25 protein-coding genes and 1 pseudogene are annotated in these 19,839 nt (G+C 59.0%); 20 read left to right on the top strand and 6 right to left on the bottom strand.

Going from position 1 to position 19,839, the window contains the following annotated elements; genetic code table 11:
- Positions 1-13: 13 nt before the first annotated feature.
- A complete protein-coding gene (locus NVV72_13945) occupies positions 14-520 on the bottom strand; it encodes a TIGR02444 family protein (protein ID MCR6660378.1) in 507 nt (168 codons plus the stop codon).
- Positions 513-1,094, bottom strand: coding sequence for a UbiX family flavin prenyltransferase (locus NVV72_13940; protein ID MCR6660377.1), 582 nt, complete (start codon positions 1,092-1,094; stop codon positions 513-515). The genes NVV72_13945 and NVV72_13940 overlap by 8 nt, the downstream gene beginning before the upstream one ends.
- 165 nt (positions 1,095-1,259) lie before the next feature.
- Here NVV72_13940 and NVV72_13935 point away from each other — a divergent pair, with 165 nt between their 5' ends.
- The 6 genes from NVV72_13935 to NVV72_13910 all read left to right on the top strand — a co-directional run bounded on the left by NVV72_13935 (position 1,260) and on the right by NVV72_13910 (position 5,500).
- The gene (locus NVV72_13935) at positions 1,260-1,457 is read left to right on the top strand and encodes a DUF465 domain-containing protein (protein MCR6660376.1); all 198 of its coding nucleotides are present in this window, start codon (positions 1,260-1,262) and stop codon (positions 1,455-1,457) included.
- A 271-nt stretch (positions 1,458-1,728) separates the two neighbouring features.
- On the top strand, positions 1,729-2,322 hold the full coding sequence (locus tag NVV72_13930; GenBank protein MCR6660375.1) for a sigma-70 family RNA polymerase sigma factor: 594 nt from the start codon (positions 1,729-1,731) through the stop codon (positions 2,320-2,322).
- Positions 2,319-2,618, top strand: a complete 300-nt coding sequence (locus NVV72_13925) for a hypothetical protein (protein ID MCR6660374.1) — start codon at positions 2,319-2,321, stop codon at positions 2,616-2,618. The genes NVV72_13930 and NVV72_13925 overlap by 4 nt, the downstream gene beginning before the upstream one ends.
- Position 2,619: 1 nt before the next feature.
- Positions 2,620-3,060 carry a periplasmic heavy metal sensor gene (locus NVV72_13920; protein MCR6660373.1) on the top strand — a complete coding sequence of 147 codons (441 nt, stop codon included), beginning with the start codon at positions 2,620-2,622 and terminating at the stop codon, positions 3,058-3,060.
- Between the two features lie 86 nt (positions 3,061-3,146).
- A complete protein-coding gene (locus NVV72_13915; GenBank protein MCR6660372.1) occupies positions 3,147-4,211 on the top strand; it encodes a hypothetical protein in 1,065 nt (354 codons plus the stop codon).
- On the top strand, positions 4,187-5,500 hold the full coding sequence (locus tag NVV72_13910) for a hypothetical protein (protein MCR6660371.1): 1,314 nt from the start codon (positions 4,187-4,189) through the stop codon (positions 5,498-5,500). Before NVV72_13915 ends, NVV72_13910 begins: the two co-directional genes overlap by 25 nt.
- A gap of 1 nt (position 5,501) precedes the next feature.
- Here NVV72_13910 and NVV72_13905 read toward each other — a convergent pair whose 3' ends face one another.
- Positions 5,502-5,966, bottom strand: a complete 465-nt coding sequence (locus tag NVV72_13905; protein MCR6660370.1) for an Lrp/AsnC family transcriptional regulator — start codon at positions 5,964-5,966, stop codon at positions 5,502-5,504.
- 128 nt (positions 5,967-6,094) lie between these two features.
- On the opposite strand from NVV72_13905, the gene NVV72_13900 reads away from it, so the two are divergent.
- The 6 genes and pseudogenes from NVV72_13900 (at position 6,095) to NVV72_13875 (ending at position 10,685) form a co-directional block, all read left to right on the top strand.
- Positions 6,095-6,271 (top strand): hypothetical protein, encoded by a 177-nt coding sequence (locus tag NVV72_13900; protein MCR6660369.1) that lies wholly within the window; start codon positions 6,095-6,097, stop codon positions 6,269-6,271.
- A pseudogene (locus tag NVV72_13895) lies at positions 6,262-6,708 on the top strand (alanine dehydrogenase). The gene NVV72_13900 and the pseudogene NVV72_13895 overlap by 10 nt, the downstream one beginning before the upstream one ends.
- A 100-nt stretch (positions 6,709-6,808) precedes the next feature.
- Positions 6,809-7,192, top strand: coding sequence for a hypothetical protein (locus tag NVV72_13890; protein ID MCR6660368.1), 384 nt, complete (start codon positions 6,809-6,811; stop codon positions 7,190-7,192).
- A 184-nt stretch (positions 7,193-7,376) separates the two neighbouring features.
- Complete coding sequence (locus NVV72_13885) at positions 7,377-9,236, top strand: alkaline phosphatase family protein (GenBank protein ID MCR6660367.1); 1,860 nt, start codon at positions 7,377-7,379, stop codon at positions 9,234-9,236.
- A gap of 113 nt (positions 9,237-9,349) precedes the next feature.
- Positions 9,350-9,838: a GNAT family N-acetyltransferase gene (locus NVV72_13880; GenBank protein MCR6660366.1), complete on the top strand. Its 489-nt coding sequence runs from the start codon at positions 9,350-9,352 to the stop codon at positions 9,836-9,838.
- A 337-nt stretch (positions 9,839-10,175) separates the two neighbouring features.
- Positions 10,176-10,685 carry a GNAT family N-acetyltransferase gene (locus tag NVV72_13875; GenBank protein MCR6660365.1) on the top strand — a complete coding sequence of 170 codons (510 nt, stop codon included), beginning with the start codon at positions 10,176-10,178 and terminating at the stop codon, positions 10,683-10,685.
- Here NVV72_13875 and NVV72_13870 read toward each other — a convergent pair.
- Entirely contained in the window at positions 10,682-11,185 is a 504-nt protein-coding gene (locus tag NVV72_13870; protein ID MCR6660364.1) for a CPBP family glutamic-type intramembrane protease, read from the bottom strand. The genes NVV72_13875 and NVV72_13870 overlap by 4 nt on opposite strands.
- A 9-nt stretch (positions 11,186-11,194) precedes the next feature.
- The gene (locus tag NVV72_13865) at positions 11,195-12,217 is read right to left on the bottom strand and encodes a hypothetical protein (protein MCR6660363.1); all 1,023 of its coding nucleotides are present in this window, start codon (positions 12,215-12,217) and stop codon (positions 11,195-11,197) included.
- A gap of 44 nt (positions 12,218-12,261) precedes the next feature.
- Here NVV72_13865 and NVV72_13860 point away from each other — a divergent pair, with 44 nt between their 5' ends.
- Positions 12,262-12,714, top strand: coding sequence for a MarR family transcriptional regulator (locus NVV72_13860; GenBank protein ID MCR6660362.1), 453 nt, complete (start codon positions 12,262-12,264; stop codon positions 12,712-12,714).
- Here NVV72_13860 and NVV72_13855 read toward each other — a convergent pair.
- Positions 12,711-14,030 (bottom strand): sel1 repeat family protein, encoded by a 1,320-nt coding sequence (locus NVV72_13855; GenBank protein MCR6660361.1) that lies wholly within the window; start codon positions 14,028-14,030, stop codon positions 12,711-12,713. The genes NVV72_13860 and NVV72_13855 overlap by 4 nt on opposite strands.
- A 200-nt stretch (positions 14,031-14,230) precedes the next feature.
- On the opposite strand from NVV72_13855, the gene NVV72_13850 reads away from it, so the two are divergent.
- From NVV72_13850 to hisG, 7 genes are all read left to right on the top strand, one after another.
- Positions 14,231-14,860, top strand: coding sequence for a LemA family protein (locus NVV72_13850; protein MCR6660360.1), 630 nt, complete (start codon positions 14,231-14,233; stop codon positions 14,858-14,860).
- A 21-nt stretch (positions 14,861-14,881) separates the two neighbouring features.
- Positions 14,882-15,685, top strand: coding sequence for a TPM domain-containing protein (locus NVV72_13845; protein MCR6660359.1), 804 nt, complete (start codon positions 14,882-14,884; stop codon positions 15,683-15,685).
- A 1-nt stretch (position 15,686) separates the two neighbouring features.
- A complete protein-coding gene (locus NVV72_13840; GenBank protein ID MCR6660358.1) occupies positions 15,687-16,379 on the top strand; it encodes a hypothetical protein in 693 nt (230 codons plus the stop codon).
- A gap of 221 nt (positions 16,380-16,600) precedes the next feature.
- Complete coding sequence (locus NVV72_13835) at positions 16,601-17,836, top strand: Hsp70 family protein (GenBank protein ID MCR6660357.1); 1,236 nt, start codon at positions 16,601-16,603, stop codon at positions 17,834-17,836.
- Positions 17,833-18,474 (top strand): YcxB family protein, encoded by a 642-nt coding sequence (locus NVV72_13830; protein MCR6660356.1) that lies wholly within the window; start codon positions 17,833-17,835, stop codon positions 18,472-18,474. Before NVV72_13835 ends, NVV72_13830 begins: the two co-directional genes overlap by 4 nt.
- A gap of 81 nt (positions 18,475-18,555) precedes the next feature.
- On the top strand, positions 18,556-18,861 hold the full coding sequence (locus tag NVV72_13825; GenBank protein MCR6660355.1) for a YerC/YecD family TrpR-related protein: 306 nt from the start codon (positions 18,556-18,558) through the stop codon (positions 18,859-18,861).
- 79 nt (positions 18,862-18,940) lie between these two features.
- Entirely contained in the window at positions 18,941-19,822 is an 882-nt protein-coding gene (hisG, locus tag NVV72_13820) for an ATP phosphoribosyltransferase (protein ID MCR6660354.1), read from the top strand.
- The last annotated feature ends 17 nt before the right edge of the window (positions 19,823-19,839 follow it).

Genomic DNA, 19,839 nt, shown 5'->3' with positions numbered 1-19,839 from the left:
AAAGCCGCCGCTTTCATCCTTTATAGCGCAATTTTTGCCAGTCTGAAAGGGTCTGCGTCAATCTCGCCAGCTTTTCCGCCGGATAGTCACCCGACCAGGCCGAAGCCACGGCCAGCACGGCGTCCAGCATGACAGCCGGCATGAGCGCTTCCGGCAGGGAATCGCCCCCGACACTCAAGGCCGCCAATTGCTCAAGCAGAACCTTTTCGGCCTGCAATTCAATAGCCTTTACCTGCGCCCGCAAGGCCAGACGCGGGACATCATCCCCCTCCGAGACAGGCTGCTTCAACCGTCTGCACGCATGGCGCAAGGGGATAATGGCCGCCTCCGACCACGTCCGCGCCCTCCCGGCGGCCTGTAAAGCCAGTGCCTGATCAACCGGCCCCTGTTTGGCGGCCCAGGCCGCCCACAACAGCAGAGGGACATTCTGCTCATGCGCGTCCTGCAACTCCAGGCACTGTTCGGCCACGCCCGGCGCGCCGTAGGCCGCCACAACCCAGGACCATACATCCTCAGTCATTGAGGCTGATATCCTCGCCCCAGCGCGTCATGGGCACATCGATATCGAACAGGGCCAGGCTGCGCGCCACAGTCTGGCGCACCATGTCATCCAGGCTTTGCGGCTTGGTATAGAAGGCCGGCATCGGCGGCGCGACAATCGCGCCCATCTCGGTCACCGCTGCCATGGAGCGCAGATGGCCGAGATGCAGCGGGCTTTCCCGCACCATCAGCACCAGTCGGCGGCGCTCCTTCAGGCAGACATCGGCAGCGCGACTGACCAGGGACGACGTAACCCCCGTGGTGATTTCTCCCAGCGTTTTCACCGAACACGGCGCGATCAACATGCCGAGCGTGCGGAAAGACCCCGAAGCGATGGCCGCGCCGATATCCGCCGGCTTATAGACCACATCCGCCAGGGCCTGCACATCCGACAGGGACAACTCGGTTTCGGCCTCCAGCGACAGCGCCGCCGCCTTGGAAACCACCAGGTGAGACTCTATGCCCGCGGCTTTCAGCATTTCCAGCGCGCGGATACCGTAAACCGCTCCGGACGCGCCGCTTATGGCGACAATAAGACGTTGATTGGATTTCATTTTATCATTTGTCATGCGCAAAACTGTTTAACACATCCTATACTATAATTCTCTCATTACCGTGATCGGATGTAACGGATTGTGATTCCACATTACCGGCTTACGGGTGTTCCCTGAGTAGCCCGGACATGGGGTCCGGACAGAGAGACTGAAGGATACTGCCGTATGAGCATTGAAGCGAGAGTTCGTGAACTCGACCACCGTCATCAATCCCTCAAATCCATCATTGCCCGCGAAGAACGAAGCCCCTCCGTGGACTCTCTATACCTAAAGGAACTCAAGCGAAAGAAGCTCAAGCTGAAAGAGGAAATTGAACGTATCAAGACTCTTCAGCGACAGGACGTGATGGAAACCGTCCAGTAGACTTTGAAAACAGAAGAACTCTGAAGGCGCCAGGTTCGAGCGGCGCCGCAGAAAAAACCTCCGGGATCAGGCGTCCCGGAGGTTTTTCTTTGCCAAAACAGCAAGCCGCAGGATTTTGCTCTCCCCTCTCGTATCAGTCTTTAGCGCTCAAAGGCCGCGCAGGCTCGCCGCATCAGCGGCGGCGTGCGGTCGCACGCTGCCAAGCCACGATGAGTCAGGCTCATCGCTTCTTGGTATGAACTTGAACAGATGGAGAGACAGGCGTAGAGCGGTGAGAGTTTTTCTCGACATGGCGGATGGCGGGCCGTTTACGATACAGATGACGAGCCTCCTGACAGATGAACAACTGATGGCCCAGGTGGCGCGCGCCGACAGTGCGGCCTTCCGTCATCTGGCCGGCCGTCACCTGACGCGCGCCTATGCCATCGCCTTTCGCCTGCTGCACAGCCGCGAGGACGCCGAGGAGGTGGCGCAGGAAGCCATTTCCGGGGTCTGGCAGAAGGCCGCCGCCTTCGATCCCGCCCGCAGTGCCTTCGGCACCTGGTTTTATCGCATCGTCACCAATGCCGCGCTCGATCGCCTGCGCCGCCGCAAGACCCCGGCAGAAAACCTCGACGACCATGCCGAAGCCCTGCGCGATATGGCCCCGACCGGCGAGGATCTGCGCATCAGGGCCGATGAAACCCGCCGCATCAAACAGGCCATGGCCGCCCTGCCGGCCACGCAGCAGATGGCGCTCACCCTCGTCTATTACGAAGAGTTTTCACAAGCCGAAGCCGCCCGCATCATGAACATCACCACCAGCGCCCTGGAAGCCCTTTTGTTCCGTGGAAAAAAGGGCCTGAAGCAGAGATTGACTCCATGACAGAACCGCTTGACCCTGACCTGAAATCCCTGCTGCAAAAATGGGAAATCGATCCGCCGGCGCCCGACATGCCCGCCCGCCTGATCCAGGCCGCCATGAGCCAGCCGCAGGAAAAGCCCTGGCACATCGAGGCCATGGAAAACCTGAAACGCGCCTTCACCGACTGGCAATACGCCATCGGCTACAAGCTGGCCGCCCTGGCCGGATGCGCGGCCCTGGGCCTGGGTATCGGCATCGCTGCCGGCGAGTCGCTTGATGTCGCGGGGGTCGCGCTGATGGCCGGACTGGGAGGATAGGATGAAAAACTGGAAAACCGGCGCCATCATTGCCATCCTGCTCGGCCTGAATGTCCTTCAGGGCGCGGTCCTGGCCGGGCTGTTCATCAAGTCGCGCATGGCCCGGCATGACGCGGCGCCGATCATCCTGAGTGAGGAAAAGATCGCACAAATGCCGCCGGAGACCCAGGCCGCCGTCAAGACCAGCCTGGCCGAGGCCCGGCCGGTGCTGCGCGCCCGCCTGACCGAGGTGCGCAAGGCGCGTCGTGAGTTGAAACACTATATCGCCAGCAAGCACTATAACCGCGCCGAGGCGCAGAAGCGCTTCGAGGCCCTGCGCGAAAAGAGCAACCAGGCCCAGATCGTGGCGCAGGACATGCTGCTGAATGCGGCTGACAAAATCCCGCCGGAAGATCGCGCCGATGTGGTCCAGGCCATCAGCGAGGACGACGCGTCGAATTGATTTAACGTATCTAAGTTCTCTCAAAAATAGAAAAATCCGGTTGCAATCTCCTTCTGGCTCTTTGAGAGTGATGCGGGGAGACAACTATGCGTCCAATATGGAATGATATTCGCGTTCGCGCCGCTGCTTTTGCGCGTGAATGGGCCGATGCTCACTACGAACGGGGTGAAACACAGTCCTTCTATAATGAATTTTTTGAGGTCTTTGGAGTTAAGCGCCGCAAAGTGGCGACCTTTGAAGAGCCGGTTAAGAAGCTGGGTGACAGACAGGGATTCATTGACCTGTTCTGGAAGGGCAAATTGCTGGTTGAGCATAAGTCGCGGGGTCGCGATCTTACACGCGCGCGGCAACAGGCGCTAGACTACTTCCCCAATCTCAAGGAGTTTGAGCTTCCCCGCTATATTTTGGTTTGCGATTTCCAGACCTTTCACTTGATCGACTTGGATACACGCGAAGAGACACAATTCGCGCTTGCCGACTTGCCCACGCATGTTGAAGCTTTTGGCTTTATAGTTGGGATTGAAAAGCGCGTTTTCAGGGACCAAGACCCGGTAAATATCATCGCCGCCGAATTGATGGGTAGGTTGCACGATTCCCTCAAGGCTTCGGGTTACGAAGGTCATCCGCTTGAAAGGCTTCTTGTCCGGCTTTTGTTCTGCCTTTTTGCCGACGATACAGGCATTTTCGATGAACTGGGGATGCTCCAGACCTACATTGAAGATCGCACGGCAGAGGACGGCTCCGACCTTGGTTCCAAGCTGTCAGAACTGTTCCAGGTCTTGAATACGCCTGTTGAGAAACGTCAAACAAATCTGAATGAAGACCTGGCGCGCTTTCCTTATATAAACGGCGACCTCTTTGCTGAGCCACTGCCTATTCCGGCATTCGACAGGTCAATGCGTGATCAGTTGCTAGAAGCCTGCGGCTTCTTCTGGGAAAAAATCAGTCCGGCGATTTTCGGCGCCCTGTTTCAGTCCGTGATGAACGCAAAGGAGCGCAGGAAGAAAGGCGCACATTATACTACCGAAAAAAATATACTTAAGGTTATAGAGCCTCTGTTTCTCGACGACTTGCGTAGCGAACTGGCGCGTGTACTGAGCCTGAAACGTGGACGTGAGACGCCGCCATGGGAAAATCAGGCGGCACGCTAGATTTCGTCGCCGCTTGGTTTATCAAGGCGGGCGACTATGTGCAGCACTCGTCAGCACGTATAGGTTTCGTCTCGACCAATTCGATTACCCAAGGCGAGCAGGTGGCCCAGCTTTGGCCCATCCTATTCAATCGTCACGGGCTGGAAATCGCGTTCGCTCACCGCACCTTCAACTGGGGTTCGGACGCACGCGGCAAGGCGCATGTCCACGTCGTCGCCATCGGGCTGACGCGCCGCGACGATGAACCGGCTGAGAAACGGCTATTTAGCTATCCAAATATCAATAGCGAACCGGAAGAGACCCGTCACTCGGCCCTGTCTCCGTACCTATTCGACGCGTCCAAATTGGCGGATCGTCACTTGGTGGTGCGAGAAGCCAGCAAACCGCTCTCAAACGCGCCGAAAGTAGTTATCGGTTCAAAGCCGATTGACGGTGGTTACTATATCATGAGCGGAAGCGAGAAGGATGTCTTTCTCGCCGCCGAACCGGGCGCTGCACCTTACATTCGTCCTTATATCGGCTCGGAAGAATATATAAATGGAGGCGACCGCTGGATCGCGGTGGTTGACGGGGTGCCCCCCCAGACTCTTCGATCACTGCCTCGCCTGATATCGTTAGTGGAAAAGGTAAGGCTCTATAGGCTGGGTGAACTGCCACCTCGATCCAAGCCAGAAGGTGAAGCGAAGAAGGCAACAGAGGGCTCTCTCGCTTTGGCCCTCACGCCCACGAAGTTTCATGTGACGGTCATCCCTGATGAGCCATTCTTGTGTATCCCTGAGGTTAGTTCCGAGCGGCGAGAGTACGCTCCTATTGGGTGGTTGGAGCCGCCTATCGTTCCAAGCAACCTCGTCAAGGTTGTCCGAGCGGTAACAAAATGGCAATTCGCTGTTCTGACGAGTGCTACTCACATGGCTTGGCTGCGCAACATCGGCGGGCGCCTGAAGAGCGACTACCGATATTCGAACGGATTAGTCTACAACACCTTCCCTTGGCCCAAGCTTACCGACGCCGACAAGGCCAAGCTCAACGCCCTCGCCCAAGCCGTTCTCGATGCCCGCGCCGCCCATCCCGGCGCCACTTTGGCCGATCTCTACGATCCTGATGTCATGCCCGCCGACCTGCGCAAGGCGCATCGCGCGCTCGACTTGGTGGTCGACCGCCTGTATCGCAAGGCGCCCTTCGAGAGCGACCGCGAACGGGTGGAGCATCTGTTCATGCTGTATGAGAAAATGACCGCAGGTCTTCTGGCCACACCTGAAAAGAAGAAACGTAAGGCGAAGACCGCCTGAACTAGCCCATCTTCACGGTGCGGATGGAGAAGCTCGACGCCAGCTTGGAGACGCCCGGCATGATCGAGAGCACATCGCGGTGGACATCCTCGTAACTCAAGGATCTGCGCAGGACGATCTTCAGCAGGTAATCCGCCTCGCCCGACATCAGGTGGCATTCCTCGATGGCGGCGCAGGCCAGGGCCGCCCGCTCGAACTTCTCGAAGGTCTCGCGGCGCTGGTCGGTGAGCGTGACATGCACGAACACCGTGCCCTGCTTGCCCTGGACGTTTTCGGCGATCACAGCCCGATAGCCGGTGATGACGCCCTTCTGCTCCAGGATTTTCACCCGGCGGTGCGCGGCGGAGGGGCTTAAGCCCACCGCTTCACCCAGATCGGCGGAGGTGGCGCGGGCATCGTTGCGCAGGACCTTGATCAGTTCGCGGTCGAAGGAATCAAGATCGGAAAATTTATCGCTGTTGACCATGAAATTGAGAATATATCCTCTGACTTGCCAGATCAACGTACAAAATTTCAAAAAAATGCCGCTTCAACAGGATCATAATAGGCGACAAGTGAAACTAAAATAACGCCACAGGAACCGGGAGCCTACCCATGAAGATCAGTGTCCCCAAGGAAATCAAGAACCACGAATATCGCGTCGGCCTCGTACCCGGCTCGGTGGCCGAACTGACCCATCAGGGCCATGAGGTCTTTGTCGAAAGCCGGCCGGGGCCGGCATCGGCTTTTCCGACGAAGACTATCGCGCGGCGGGGGCGAAGATCGTCATGACCGCCGAAGAGGCATTTGACGTCGCCGAACTCATCGTCAAGGTCAAGGAACCGCAACTGAACGAATGCAAGCGTCTGAGAGCCGATCAGACACTTTTTACATATCTGCACCTGGCCGCCGACAAGCCGCAGGCCGAGGCCCTGATGGCCTCAGGCGCCACCTGCATTGCTTATGAGACCGTGACCGAACCGCAAGGCGGACTGCCCCTGCTGCGGCCCATGTCGGAAGTGGCCGGGCGGATTTCGGTTCATGTCGGCGCCACCTACCTGCACAAGGCTTTTGGTGGCCGCGGCGTCCTGCTGGGCGGCGTGCCCGGCGTGGCCCCGGCCAGGGTGGTGATCATCGGCGGCGGGGTATCCGGCGTCAATGCGGCGCAGATGGCCGTGGGCCTGTCCGCCGATGTCACCTTGTTCGACATAAACCCGCACAAGCTGATCGAGATCGACCAGATGTTCCACGGCCGGGTCAAGACGGCCTATTCCTCCAAGGCGGCCCTCGGCCGAGGCGCTGAAAGAGGCCGACCTGGTCATCGGCGCGGTGCTGATCCCCGGTGCGGCCGCGCCCAAGCTGGTCACGCGCGAACAGTTGAAGACCATGAAGCCCGGCGCGGTGCTGGTCGATATCGCCATCGACCGGGGCGGCTGCTTCGAGACCTCGCACCCGACCACACACCAGGATCCGATCTTTATTGTTGACGGGATTGTCCATTACTGCGTCGCCAACATGCCCGGCGCCGTGGCGCGGACCTCGACGCTGGCGCTCAATAACGCCACCCTGCCCTTCGTGCTGAAGATGGCGCGCATGGGGGTTTCGGCCGCCCTGGCCGCCGATCCGCACCTCAAGGCGGGCCTGAATATCGCCGGCGGCCGCATCACCTACCAGGCGGTAGCGGAAGCGCTTAACCTGCCGTTTGCGGCCTGATCCGGCCGCACACTTTACGCGTAACAATATAATTCGGCGCCGTCTCGCCCTATGGCGGCGCCCTTGAGCGTCCGGGAAACGCCCTCCCTCCCGGACGCTTTTTTTGTCCTCCACGGGGCTTCCCACATCAAAGTGTCACAGTTACGGCTCTAAAGACGCAGCAGCGTAAATCAGGAGCCATGCCATGATCTCGAAAACCCGCCGCCTTACCCGCAATGTCTGCCTGGCTGTCTTTGGCTTCATCGCAATCAGCGGCCTGGCCCACGCCGCCGACAAGCCGCGCAATGTCATCATCTTCGTGGCCGATGGCCTGCGCTACGGCATCGTCAATCACGACACGGCCCCAACCCTGGCCGACATCCAGAAAAACGGCGTCGATTTCCGCAATTCGCATTCGCTTTACCCGACCGTCACCACCGCCAATGCCTCAGCGATTGCCACCGGTCACGGCATAGGCGACACCGGCGAATGGTCGAACTCGATTGCCCTGCCGCCACTGAAATATGAGCCGGGCGCCGTCCATTTCATGGAAAACGATCCGATCCTCAAGGAAACCAACGAGATCTACGGCGGCAACTATCTCAACGAAATGAGCCTGCTGGCCCTGGCGCGCCAGAACCATTACCAGACCGCCGCCATCGGCAAGGAAGGTCCGGTCCTGATCCAGGACATCACCGCCGCCGACGGCATGAGCACCATATTCATCGATGACTGGACCGGTACGCGCTGGGAAAAGGGCCACCCCATCCCGGTGGCGCCAGACGTCATGCAGGCCATCAAGGATGCCGGGCTGGAAACTGAGGCGCGTGACCGCGGGCTCAATCAATCCGCCGGCGCCTATAACCTGCCCGGCGTACAAGTGGCCAATATCTATCAGCAGCAATGGTTCGTCGACGTGACCACCAAGGTCGTCCTGCCGCGTTTCGTGGCTTCGGGTCAGCCCTTCGCCCTGGTCTACTGGTCGCGCGATCCGGACGGCACCCAGCACAATACCGGCGACAGCCTGAATAAACTCTCGCCCGGCATCAACGGCCCGACCTCACTGGCCGCCGTGCGCAATGCGTCAGACAATCTCCAGGCCCTGATCGACAAATTGAAAGAACTGGGCGTCTACGACAATACCGATATCTTCGTCACCGCCGACCACGGCTTCTCGACCATTGCCCGCCAGTCGAAAACGTCATGGGCGGCGAGGCAGTCCTATCCGGACGACACGGTAAAGGGTTTCCTGCCGGAGGGTTTCCTGGCCATTGACCTGAGCCGGGCGCTAAAACTGCCGCTGATCGATGCCTACAAAACGCCGATCCGGCTGGAAAATGGCGAGCATCCGCACAACTATTCAGCACTGGGCGGCGACCTGGATCATCCCGATGTGCTGGTGGTCGGCTCCGGCGGTTCGGAGTTGCTTTATCTCGATCCGGCCAAGGCGAAGGCCCTGGCGCCGAAGATCATTGCCGCCCTGACGCAGCAGGACTATGTGGCGGCTCTGTTTGTCGATGATGAATTGGGCCCGATCCCCGGTACACTACCGATGAGTGCGGTTGGCCTGCGCGGATCGGCCCTGACGCCACGCCCGTCCATCTATGTCGGCTTCGCCGATTACGTCCTGCCCTCATGCCTGAAAACCTGGAAGCAGCCCGAACTGTGCTCGGTCATGATCAATGACACCAATTTGCAGCAGGGCCAGGGCAATCACGGCGGCTTCACCCGTGCCAATACGCGCAACTTCATGACCGCCATCGGTCCGGACTTCAAGGGCGGCTACGTCGATGCGGCGCCGATCTCCAATGCCGATATCACCCCGACCCTGGCCCACATTCTGGGCTTCGACCTGCCCTCCAAGGGGCCGCTCAAGGGCCGCGTCATCGATGAAGCGCTCACAGCCGGCCCGCAAACCACCGCCAGCACGCCGCAGGTAATCCGCTCTGCGCCAGCCGCCAATGGTTTCGTTACCATCTTGGAAGGCCAGACCGTCGACGATGAGCACTATTTCGATGCCGCAGGCATGCCGGGCCGCGTGGTGGGCTTAAAGACAACGAAATAGACTGGTTGATTACAGTATTATTTTGCTCAATTATTTTTCTTGGTGTTTCCTGAATTGTGCCACATAGTCTCTGTCTAAGGGCTGGAAATGCCTTGGATTTTGTGGGGAAAACTATGGCCCGGACCGTCCGGATACGTCGCATTGACGTGGATGAACTGGAAATCGTACGCGAACTGGCCCTGATCATCTGGCCAAAATGTTACCGTAACATCATCGGCCCTGATCGGGTCGACGCCATGCTGGCTGTGCTTTATGCGACCGACAACCTAGAACAGGAAATGGTTGAGCACGGGCACGTCTTCTGGATCGTGCGTGTCAATGAAATGGATGTCGGCTATGCCTCGGCCTATGTTGATGGCGACCGCCTGTGGCTGAAAAAGTTGTATGTGCGTGATGAGTTTCGCGGCCTGGGCCTCGGCAAGGACCTGATCGAAACGGCGCTTGATCATTTCACCGCGCGGGAACTGGCGCTCTTTGTCAACAAGGACAATACGCCGGCGATAAATTATTACCTGCGTTCGGGCTTCCAGGTTGAGGCCGAAGTGCCTGTGCAGATGGGGCCGTACGAATTTACCGACTACGTGATGCAGCGCACGCTTTAATATTCGCAGAAGAATGACAGCGCTGGCCACACGCTAATCTTTACCCTTTATTATCTATACCCGCAAAAAGAGAATTTTTTCGTTGTAACAAGCCTGTTACCACTCATTTAACAACTTACGCGGGCGAATCATCTGTGTTAACCTCTCCTAACGCTTCATTAAGATGAGCGCCCGGTCAGTGTCATTCAGTACACAAAAAGAAAAAGGCAAATAAAACCGAGGCGTAATAATACCTGCCCTATTTCTGCAAGAATTACCGAGTAAACCGACAATCGATCTGAGGATGAGCCATCCGCTCATAAATTGCTCTCACCCCTGATAGCCATGGAGCCACACCATGACCCTCACGCCGCAAACCCGCCCCATCTCCGTTTCCGAACTCGATATCGTGCGCGATATCGCCATGCAGGTCTGGCCAAAATCCTACCGCGCCAGCATTCCGCCTGACCAGATCGATTCCATGATCAGCCAGGCGTTCGACCCGGATAAACTGGAAGACGATATCATGCAGCGCGGCCACGTCTTCTTCGTGATCCGCGCCGGCCGTGTCGATGTCGGCTTCTGCTCCGCGCACCTCGAAGGCACCCGCATCTGGATCACCAAGCTGTGCGTCCTGCCCGATTTCCGCGGGTTCGGTCTCGGCAAGGCCCTGATCCGCGCGGCCCAGGCACATTTCGCCCCGGCCCATGATATCGTCATGTGCATCCACAAGGACCATGATCCGGCGGTCAATTTCTGCCTGCGCAGCGGGTTCAAGATAGCCCGCGAGATTCCTTCGGAACTGGATGGCCTGACCGATTACGTCATGCTCATGCCCATGTCCCAGATGGAAATGTGTGCGGCTTAGGCCAGTAACTGCCGGATATCCGGCCCGCCGAACCCGACCTGCCAGGCCCAGACCAGTAGGCCATGCAGGATGACGGCGGGCCATATTGATCCTGTGCGGTAACGCATCAACGCGCACCCCAGGCCAAGCACGCCCGCACAGGTCAGAAATGCCGGCGTCAGGAACAGGTGCGCCCCCGGCAGGATAATAAGCGCTTCAATCACATGCCAGACGACAAAGACGAGCACGACCGTCCCGATCCACAGGACCGGCCGCCTTGTTTCCCCCTGATCGGGCACCAGAAGGCCACGGAAAACCACTTCCTCGCTTAAAGCGGGCACCAGAAGGACGCCCAGCAAACGCAGGGGCCAGTCGGTTGTGCGGGGCTGCCAATGGAGCAGGCCGGCAAAGCCGGCTATCACAGAGATGAAGGCCGGGGTCATGCCGCCAATCAGCAGGCATAGTCCCCAGCCCTTGGCATCGGGCCAGGTCAGTAGCGAACGGATCAGGCGGCGTATCATTCCGCCAGCCTATACCTTTTTGCGCAAGGCGTGAATGGCCAGCCAGATCATCAGCAGGACGCCAATCATATCGAGAATGATCTTACCATGGAGATCGACGCCATCGCCGAAACCGATGAACAAGAAAGCGAAGTTCCCCCAGGTGATCGAGAAGGTCATGGCGATCAGGTGAGCCGTCGTCCAGTTCGGCGAGGCCATCCAGCGCGGCACCATGGCCATGATCAGCACCCCCAGACCGATACCCGTCGCTACCGGCACGAAGGTCGACACCTGCGGCGCGGCGCCAAAGGCCAGCACCTCGATGGCGAAGATGATCCCCGCCGCAGCCACGCCAAGTACGGCCAGTATAAGCGGATGCGGCGGGCTGGCCGGTTTCGCCGGTGCTGCCAGGACGCGCCGCAGGGGGCCGATCGCCAGGCCGATCAGGAGAATGATCACCGCCGCCGAAATAATCGCCAGGTTTTGCGGCAGGTAATAGGGCGGCAGATGGAAGCTGTTGGCCCGCGCGATGATATTCCAACCGTACCAGGCGGCGAATGACGACGGCACAAACAGGATCACCAGCGGAACAATGCCCCAGATATTCAACCATGGACCATCCTTGCGTGTCGGGAATATCATCTCGCACAGCGCCACCGGTACGCAGACCACAAAAATCGCCTCATAGAGCATGGCCCAGGTGAAATAGACATAGTTGAAGCCAAACGCCCGGCCATATTCCACATCCTTGATCTGCACCACCAGGGAGGCGAATGAGGTCTGCTGGATCAGGCACTCTTCCGCCACCGCCAGGGCCAGGGCGAGCAGGACCAGGTTGACCCAGCCCAGCCGGAAGCGGCGCACGAAGTACCGCGCCAGCACAGCGCCCGTACCCCAGATCAGCACCTCCATGATGAAGATAGCCGGAAAGCCCATCAGCGCGCTTACCCGCGTGGCGCCCGGAAGCACCTCGGCGATCAAGGGCGCCATCAGCATAAGCGTTATCGCCGGCAAGGCTTTATGGAACCACGACTTTTTCGCTGCATCGGGCATGTTTCTGCCTTCCCTTTATCATTTGTCTCATGTATAAATATCTTATGTCTAAGATAAATGCAAATCGCAATTTGGGCCGCGAACTGGCGACGGCCGTCATCACCTTCCACGAGACCGTGGCGCGCCGCCTGAATATGAGTGCGGCCGAAAGCCGCTGCCTGGGCGTATTGAATGACCTGGAAGTGGCGACACCCGGCCAACTGGCCCACGCCACGGGCCTGACCACCGGCGCCATTACCGGCATTGTCGATCGCCTGGAAAAAGCCGGCTATGCCAGCCGCGAACCAAACCCGGACGACCGCCGCAGCCTGCTGGTCCGCATTCGCCAGCCGGAAAAGCTCGGCCAGATTCTGGGCCCAATCTACGGCTCGCTCAGCACCGCCATGACGCAGATGTCCGCTAAGTATACACCTGCGCAACGCGAGATCATCGACCGCTATCTCACCCAGACCATCGAGGTACTCAGGGCTGAGACGGAAAAACTCAAAACCCGCTAATCAGCCTTCACCGGCTTGAACTCATCCGCCTGGGATTGCGCGGCGCGCACATCCGATCCCGACATCTGCATCTTAAGGGCCTCTACGGCTTTTTGCGCGTCTTTATTCTTTTGCGCCGCCGACAGCAGATACCACATCAGGGCTGTCTTTTTGTCCTGCGGCACGCCAAAGGCGTTTTCATACATCAGGCCGAGCTGGTATTCCCCCTCGTCGTCGCCCTGCGCCGCCGACAGTTTTAGCCACTTCAGCGCCTGCGCATAATCTGCGGTGACGCCATAGCCCTTGGCGTACATGTAGCCGACCTTGTACTGCCCCGGTGCGTAGGACTGGTCCGCCGCCATCTGATACCACTTGAACGCCTGTCCGTAGTCGCGCGGCAGGAAATCGCCATAGAAGTAGCTGCTGCCGAGCTTTAGCTGGCCGATGCTGTTACCCTGCATGGCGGCGAGGGCATAGTATTTGAACGCCTCGCCCGTATCGCTTTCCATGCCAATGCCTTCGTCATAGAAGCGGCCGATCGCCAGTTGGCCATATTCGCAGGTCCTGTCGGCCGCCTTCTGATACCACTGACGCGCCTGGGCCAGGTCCTGTGCCTGACCGTTCAGACCTTTTTCAAAAATACGCCCCACGGCGTAAAGCCCGCTGCAATTGCCGAGATCGGCCGCCCTTTTATAATAGTCCAGCGCCTTAGCGGGATCCTTCGCCACGCCTTCACCCTCATCATACATGTCGCCCAAGGCATCGTAGCCGTAACCGCTGCCGAGATCGGCGGACTTCTGGGAAAGCGCCATGGCTTCGGCGTAATCCTGCTTCACGCCGCGACCGCCGTAATACAGGTCCGCCAGGTTATTGATGGCAAAGATAAAGTTCTGGTCGGCCGCCAGTTTGTACCAGCGCGCCGCCTCGGCTTCGTCCTTTGCAACACTCTTGCCGTTTTCGTACATCCAGCCGACGCTGTATTGTCCGTCGGCGTTGTTCTGTGCCGCCGACTGCCGATAGAGCTTCATCGCCATGTCGACATCTTCGGGCACGCCGCTGCCAGTCACATAGAGATCACCCAGATCGGTCTCGGACTGGGCATCGCCGGTTGCCGCCGCCTTGTCCAGCCATTTGAAGGCCAGATCGTAATCCGCCTCGACACCCGTACCACGATAATAGGCTTCTCCCAGTTCATCCATGGCCCGGACGTCACCGGCCTCGGCTTTTTTGGTCAGTTCGTCGATTTTCGCTGACCGGGCCTCGCCAGCAAGCGCGTGCAGTGGCGCCCCTCCCAGCACAAAAAGGACGCAGGCTACGGATAAGATTACGAATTTCATGGTATCCCCCCTCGGTAACCGGGTAAGGATAGACGAGATGATGCCGGCTGTCTCGCCTGCTCTGCAATCGGAAGTGCGCGGCATTTTCCGCGCCCCCTTCCAGCCCCCTTTAAATTGGGTTAAGAAGGGCCACATAAGGACGGCGTTGGGGGCGCGTTTTGGCTGCTTCCCGCGCATAGGGCAACAAAGGAGCGCCTTCTATGAAATTTTCGCGTATTCTCGGTCTTGTCGCTGCCGCCGGTCTGGCGCTGAGTCTCGTTGGCTGCGGGGTCAATAATATCCCCACCAAGGAAGAGCAGGCCAAGCAATCCTGGGCCGATGTCCAGAACGCCTACCAGAACCGCGCCGACCTGATCCCCAACCTCGTCGCCACCGTCAAGGGCGCCGCCGCCCACGAAGAAGGCACGCTCACCGCCGTGGTCGAGGCCCGCGCCAAGGCGACGTCCGTCACGGTCGATGCCTCGACGATCAATGATCCGGAAAAGTTCAAGCAGTTCCAGCAGTCGCAGGACGGCCTGTCCTCGGCGCTCGGCCGCCTGATGGTCATTCAGGAGCAGTATCCCAACCTGAAGGCCAATGAAAACTTCCTGACCCTGCAAAGCCAGATCGAGGGCGTCAACAACCGCATCACGGTGGCCCGCCGCGACTATAACGCCGCTGCCACGGCTTATAATCTGAGCCTCCGCACCTTCCCAAGCGTCATCTGGGCAAAAACCCTCTATGGCTCCAGCAAGCCGATGGAACTCTTCACCGCCCAGGCCGGCGCCGAAACCGCCCCGATCGTCAGCTTCGACAAACCGGCCGCCCCGGCCGCCGCAGCCTCGAACTAACCGCCAGCAAGGCCATCCGGAATGAACCGTTTACTGAAACCCTTCTGGGTGGTCTTTATTGCGCTCGCACTGGCGCTGTTTGGCACCTCGGCCTTTGCCGAACCCAAATATCCCGATCTCAATAATCAGCGCGTCGTCGATGATGCGCACCTGCTCTCCGATGCCACCAAGGCCGACCTGACCGCCAAGCTCAAGGGGCTGGAAGACGCCACCACTGATCAGGTGGTCATCGTCACCGTGCCGGACCTGCAGGGCTATGATATCGCCGATTACGGCTATCAGCTTGGCCGGCACTGGGGCATCGGCCAGAAGGCCGGTGGACCGGCGGCTTCCAACGGCCAGACCTACAAGGACAACGGCATCCTGCTGATCGTGGCGCCCAATGAGCGCAAGGTCCGTATCGAGGTCGGCTATGGTCTCGAACCGGTGATGACCGATGCCATGTCATCGCTGATCATCCAGCGCGCCATTCTGCCGCAGTTCAAGGCCGGCGATTACGAGGCCGGAATTGTGGCCGGCACCGACCAGATCATTGCGCAACTGGCGCAGGATCGACAGGTTGCCATCCAGAAGGCGCAAGAGGCCCAGACGGCGGCCGATACCGGCAATGACCGCAGGGGCGGCATCCCCTTCCCGCTGATTATCTTCATTATCATCATCGTCATCATGTTCTCGCGCGGTTGGCTGCCGTGGTTCCTGCTCGGCAATATCCTGGGCGGCGGTTTCGGCGGTGGTCGTGGCGGCGGTGACTGGGGCGGTGGCGGCGGTGGTTTCAGTGGCGGCGGCGGCTCTTTCGGCGGCGGCGGCAGTTCGGGAAGCTGGTGATATGACCTTGAAAATCGACCATGCCCGCATCAATGCGGCCATCTCAAAAGCCGAGGAAAAAACCTCCGGCGAAATCACCTGCGTCATCAAGTCCAAGGGGCTCGACTACGGCGAAACCCCGCTCGGCTGGGCGGCCGTCGCAGCCCTTATCGCGCCCCTGCTGCTGGCGACTTTCGGCACCCTGCCGCATGAATGGCTGGAGCCCCTGCTGACCCGCATCTTTGGCTGGAACGGCCTCGGTGTCAGCGGCGATTTCGCCGACTGGGAAGTTCTGATCAGCTACGGCTTCCTCCAGGTCATCGTCTTCGCCGTCGTCTACGCACTGATCCGTTTTACCGGTCTGAAGCTTATCCTGACGCCGAAAGCCACGCGCAACCGCAAGGCCCACCAGAAGGCGATGGAGCAGTTCTACGCCCGCGGCCTGCACCTCACCCAGGCCCAGACCGGCGTGATGATCTTCTGCGCGCTGGAGGAACATTTCGTCGATGTCATCGCTGATGCCGGCATCTATGCCAAGGTCGACAAAACCCTGTGGAATGAGACCGTCGCCACCCTGCTCAAGCATGTAAAGGATGGTGACCTGACCGGAGGCTTCGAGGCGGCGGTCGAGAAATGCGGCGAGGCCCTGGCGGCGCACTTCCCGCCGGGCGAGGACAATCCCAACGAACTGCCGGATGTGCTGATCGAGATTTAAACAAGATACCCCACCACCATTTCGCTGCGCTCATGGTCCCCCTCCCCGACAAAGCCTGGGAGGTATAGATTTTCTTGTACCTCCCCACCTCCGGTGGGGAGGGGGACCGCGCCGCTCTTGCGGCGTGGTGGTGGGGTTTCTTGCTTTCTTCGGACTTAAGGCTGGCCTTGGCGGATAAAGCCGGTTAAAGACGCCGGCCCTTCTCCCCAAAGGTCGCCCTCATGTCCATCTATTGCGGTATCGATTTCGGTACATCCAATTCCGCTGTCTGTGTCGGCCGCGGCGACCGGCTGCAACTGGTGCCGATCGAAGGCGCATCCGTTACCATGCCCTCAGCCATCTTCTTCAATTTCGAGACCGACCAGACGGTAATTGGCCGGGCTGCCATCGCGCAGTATCTCGATGGCTATGAAGGCCGGCTGATGCGGGCGCTGAAATCCATCCTTGGTTCATCGCTGATCAAGGAAACGACGCAGATCGGCACCGGCCGCAAGGATTTCCGCGCCATTATCGGCCTATATATCGCCGAACTGAAACAGCGCGCCGAGGCCTTTGCCGCTGAAAAAATCGAAGATGTGGTGCTCGGTCGCCCGGTGCATTTCGTCGATGGCGACGAGATCGCCGATGCCCGCGCCGAGGCCGAATTGCGCGGCATTGCCGAGGCGCAAGGCTTTAAAAACATCAGTTTCGAATATGAACCCCTGGCGGCGGCGCGCGACTATGCGCAAACCCTGACCCGCGAGGAGATCGTTCTGGTGGTCGATATCGGCGGCGGTACGTCCGACTTTTCGGTACTGCGCTTAGGCAGCGGAAAGCGTGATATCCTGGCCAATGCCGGCGTCCATATCGGCGGCACTGATTTCGATACCCGTCTCAGCCTGGAAACCGCCATGCGCGATCTCGGTTTCCGCGGGCGCTTAAAGAACGGCAATGAGATGTCAAGCCAGCCCTATGTGCAACTGGCCACCTGGCACCTGATCAACTTCCTCTACACGCAGAAGGCCATGACCTCCCTGCGCCAGACCCACTATCTGTCGGGTGAGCGCGAAAAGACAGCTCGCCTGCTGGAGGTGATCGAGCGCCAGGCCGGCCATGATATCGCCAACCGCATCGAAAAGGCCAAGATCGCGTTATCCGATGCCGAGACAACGACCGTCGATTTCACGACCATCGATCCTGAGTGGCAACTGGATATCAGCCGCGAGACCCTGGCCGGCAGTGTCGAAAAGGAAGTGGCCAAGGTGGTGGCCACGGCGCTGGAAACCGTTATCGAACGGCCCAGCTTGGCGCCTGAGGCCATCCAGACCCTGTTCATGACCGGCGGCTCCACCGCCCTGCCCGGCTTTGAAGCCGCCATGCAAGCGGCTTTCCCTGCGGCGCGGATGCACTATGGCGACCGATTCTCCTCCGTCGCCAGCGGCCTGGGCCTGGCGGCGAAAGAGCGGTTTTCTGGTTGACGCGTAAATCGGCAGACGGCACAACTTCAGATATGACTGAGATTGTCCATCAAGCCATTGGCTACCGCATTACCTTTGAAACATTTAACGACTTTTTCGGCGCCTGGCTGAAGCGTAATTTTTTCACGCGTCGGCGTCTTGTGATTGCGTTGGTTCTTTCAATAGGCTTGATGGTAGCGACTGCTGTTGTCAGTTGGAAAATGTATGCAGAATTGCTAATTCTGCCGAATACGCCGCTTTGGCCCAATATCCTTATAGCAGGCGTAATGATCGTTGTAGCTTTGCTACTTTATTTTGTCTTGGCGATCATACCTGTTTATATCTTCTCTCCTATTCTCTCCTACCTTTGGCTGGTTGTGACCTTTGCGATCGGTCCCGTACGTAAACGTGTAAATAGTGCTGAGATATCGCAGCAGGGCATATCGAAATCATATGAGCAGCATAACCACATAACGCCGTGGAATGTCGTCTATGATCTCGTCGAAACCAAGAAGAGCTTCTTAATCTTTACGAACCGCAATTGCGCCATGATGATCCCTAAAGCAGGTTTCGCATCCTCTGAACAAGCCAAAGCTTTTTGGTCAACTGCTCAGAACTATTGGCAACAAGCACGTACAAACACTCCACCAATCAGCTAATATCAACTGTTGGCATTTTCCGTCTTGCGCACCCATGCGCGTTAATGTATCAGCACGATAACACACTACTACGGTGATACAGTGGCGCTCAACGACGGCAAAATCAGCAAGCAGGACTCCGATGCGCTCGCCGAAGCGCTGCTCGGCCTGGAAACGATCGACGAGGTCAAGGCCTTTCTCGATGACCTGTGCACGCCTTCGGAACTGCGCGCCTTTGCCGAGCGGTTCAAGGTGGCCCGCCTGCTCGATGCCGGCGACCTGAGTTACCGGGAAATCTCCGAGCGCACCGGCGCCTCAACCACGACGGTCACCCGCGTGGCGCGGTTCCTGCGCGAGATGCCGCATCAGGGTTACCGGCGCGTGCTGGACAAGTTGAAGACGAAGTAAGAAACCCCACCACCACGCCGCTGCCGCGGCGCGGTCCCCTCTCCCATCAGAGATGGGGAGGTATAAGAAGAAGACCATTATGACTGATCGCCGTTTACGCATTGCTGTTCAGAAGTCCGGCCGTCTGGCCGACCGTTCCGCCGAACTGATCTCGGGCGCAGGCCTGCGCATCCTCAAGGGCGCCAACGACCTGCTGTATCGCATTGAGAACCAGCCGATCGACCTGCTGCGCGTGCGTGATGACGACATCCCGACTTTCGTGGCCGATGGCGTCGCCGAACTGGGCATTGTCGGCTACAACGTCCTGGCCGAACACTTTCCGGACCGCGATCTGGAAGAGATGATCGTCCAGCGCCTCGGTTTCGGGTCCTGCACGCTCAAGATCGCTGTGCCGAATGATATCGATTACACTGGTCCCAAATGGCTGGAAGGCAAGCGTATCGCCACCTCTTACCCCAACATCCTGACCAAGTGGCTGAAGGACAATGGCGTCACAGCCGAAATCGTCGAAATGCGCGGCGCGGTGGAGGTCGCTCCCCGCATGAAGATCGCCCATGCCATCTGCGATCTGGTATCGACCGGCGCCACCCTGGAAGCCAACGGCATGAAGGCCACCGATCTGGTGCTGAAATCGGAAGCCGTCCTGATCAAGGCGCCCCATGCCCCGCCGGCGGAACTGGCCCATACCTATGACATGCTGCTGCGCCGCTTCGATGGCGTAACGGCCTCCACCGGCGCCAAGTACGTCATGATGAACGCCCCGAAAGCGCACCTGGACGAGATCATACGCATGATCCCCGGCGCCGACGCCCCGACCATCATGCCGCTGGCCGGCCGCGAGGACGCCGTTGCCGTGCATGCGGTCTGTCAGGAAAACGTGTTCTGGGATACCCTGGACAAGCTGAAAGCAGCGGGCGCCTCGGCGATCCTGGTCCTGCCGATCGAGAAGATGATGAAATGAGGCGAGGCGCCTCGGAT

The organism is Asticcacaulis sp. (genome assembly GCA_024707255.1).
GTDB lineage: Bacteria > Pseudomonadota > Alphaproteobacteria > Caulobacterales > Caulobacteraceae > Asticcacaulis.
This window is presented reverse-complemented; position numbering and strand designations above follow the sequence as displayed.

Excerpts from the sequence above, each read along its gene's own strand:
- NVV72_13870 (MCR6660364.1), bottom strand. The coding sequence starts at position 11,185 with ATGATACGCCGCCTGATCCGTTCGCTACTGACCTGGCCCGATGCCAAG.
- NVV72_13850 (MCR6660360.1), top strand. The coding sequence starts at position 14,231 with ATGAAATTTTCGCGTATTCTCGGTCTTGTCGCTGCCGCCGGTCTGGCG.
- NVV72_13855 (MCR6660361.1), bottom strand. The coding sequence starts at position 14,030 with ATGAAATTCGTAATCTTATCCGTAGCCTGCGTCCTTTTTGTGCTGGGA.
- NVV72_13920 (MCR6660373.1), top strand. The coding sequence starts at position 2,620 with ATGAAAAACTGGAAAACCGGCGCCATCATTGCCATCCTGCTCGGCCTG.
- NVV72_13860 (MCR6660362.1), top strand. The coding sequence starts at position 12,262 with ATGTCTAAGATAAATGCAAATCGCAATTTGGGCCGCGAACTGGCGACG.
- hisG (MCR6660354.1), top strand. The coding sequence starts at position 18,941 with ATGACTGATCGCCGTTTACGCATTGCTGTTCAGAAGTCCGGCCGTCTG.
- NVV72_13845 (MCR6660359.1), top strand. The coding sequence starts at position 14,882 with ATGAACCGTTTACTGAAACCCTTCTGGGTGGTCTTTATTGCGCTCGCA.
- NVV72_13885 (MCR6660367.1), top strand. The coding sequence starts at position 7,377 with ATGATCTCGAAAACCCGCCGCCTTACCCGCAATGTCTGCCTGGCTGTC.
- NVV72_13905 (MCR6660370.1), bottom strand. The coding sequence starts at position 5,966 with ATGGTCAACAGCGATAAATTTTCCGATCTTGATTCCTTCGACCGCGAA.
- NVV72_13835 (MCR6660357.1), top strand. The coding sequence starts at position 16,601 with ATGTCCATCTATTGCGGTATCGATTTCGGTACATCCAATTCCGCTGTC.
- NVV72_13915 (MCR6660372.1), top strand. The coding sequence starts at position 3,147 with ATGCGTCCAATATGGAATGATATTCGCGTTCGCGCCGCTGCTTTTGCG.
- NVV72_13940 (MCR6660377.1), bottom strand. The coding sequence starts at position 1,094 with ATGAAATCCAATCAACGTCTTATTGTCGCCATAAGCGGCGCGTCCGGA.
- NVV72_13935 (MCR6660376.1), top strand. The coding sequence starts at position 1,260 with ATGAGCATTGAAGCGAGAGTTCGTGAACTCGACCACCGTCATCAATCC.
- NVV72_13910 (MCR6660371.1), top strand. The coding sequence starts at position 4,187 with ATGGGAAAATCAGGCGGCACGCTAGATTTCGTCGCCGCTTGGTTTATC.
- NVV72_13945 (MCR6660378.1), bottom strand. The coding sequence starts at position 520 with ATGACTGAGGATGTATGGTCCTGGGTTGTGGCGGCCTACGGCGCGCCG.
- NVV72_13840 (MCR6660358.1), top strand. The coding sequence starts at position 15,687 with ATGACCTTGAAAATCGACCATGCCCGCATCAATGCGGCCATCTCAAAA.
- NVV72_13880 (MCR6660366.1), top strand. The coding sequence starts at position 9,350 with ATGGCCCGGACCGTCCGGATACGTCGCATTGACGTGGATGAACTGGAA.
- NVV72_13925 (MCR6660374.1), top strand. The coding sequence starts at position 2,319 with ATGACAGAACCGCTTGACCCTGACCTGAAATCCCTGCTGCAAAAATGG.
- NVV72_13865 (MCR6660363.1), bottom strand. The coding sequence starts at position 12,217 with ATGCCCGATGCAGCGAAAAAGTCGTGGTTCCATAAAGCCTTGCCGGCG.
- NVV72_13875 (MCR6660365.1), top strand. The coding sequence starts at position 10,176 with ATGACCCTCACGCCGCAAACCCGCCCCATCTCCGTTTCCGAACTCGAT.
- NVV72_13900 (MCR6660369.1), top strand. The coding sequence starts at position 6,095 with ATGAAGATCAGTGTCCCCAAGGAAATCAAGAACCACGAATATCGCGTC.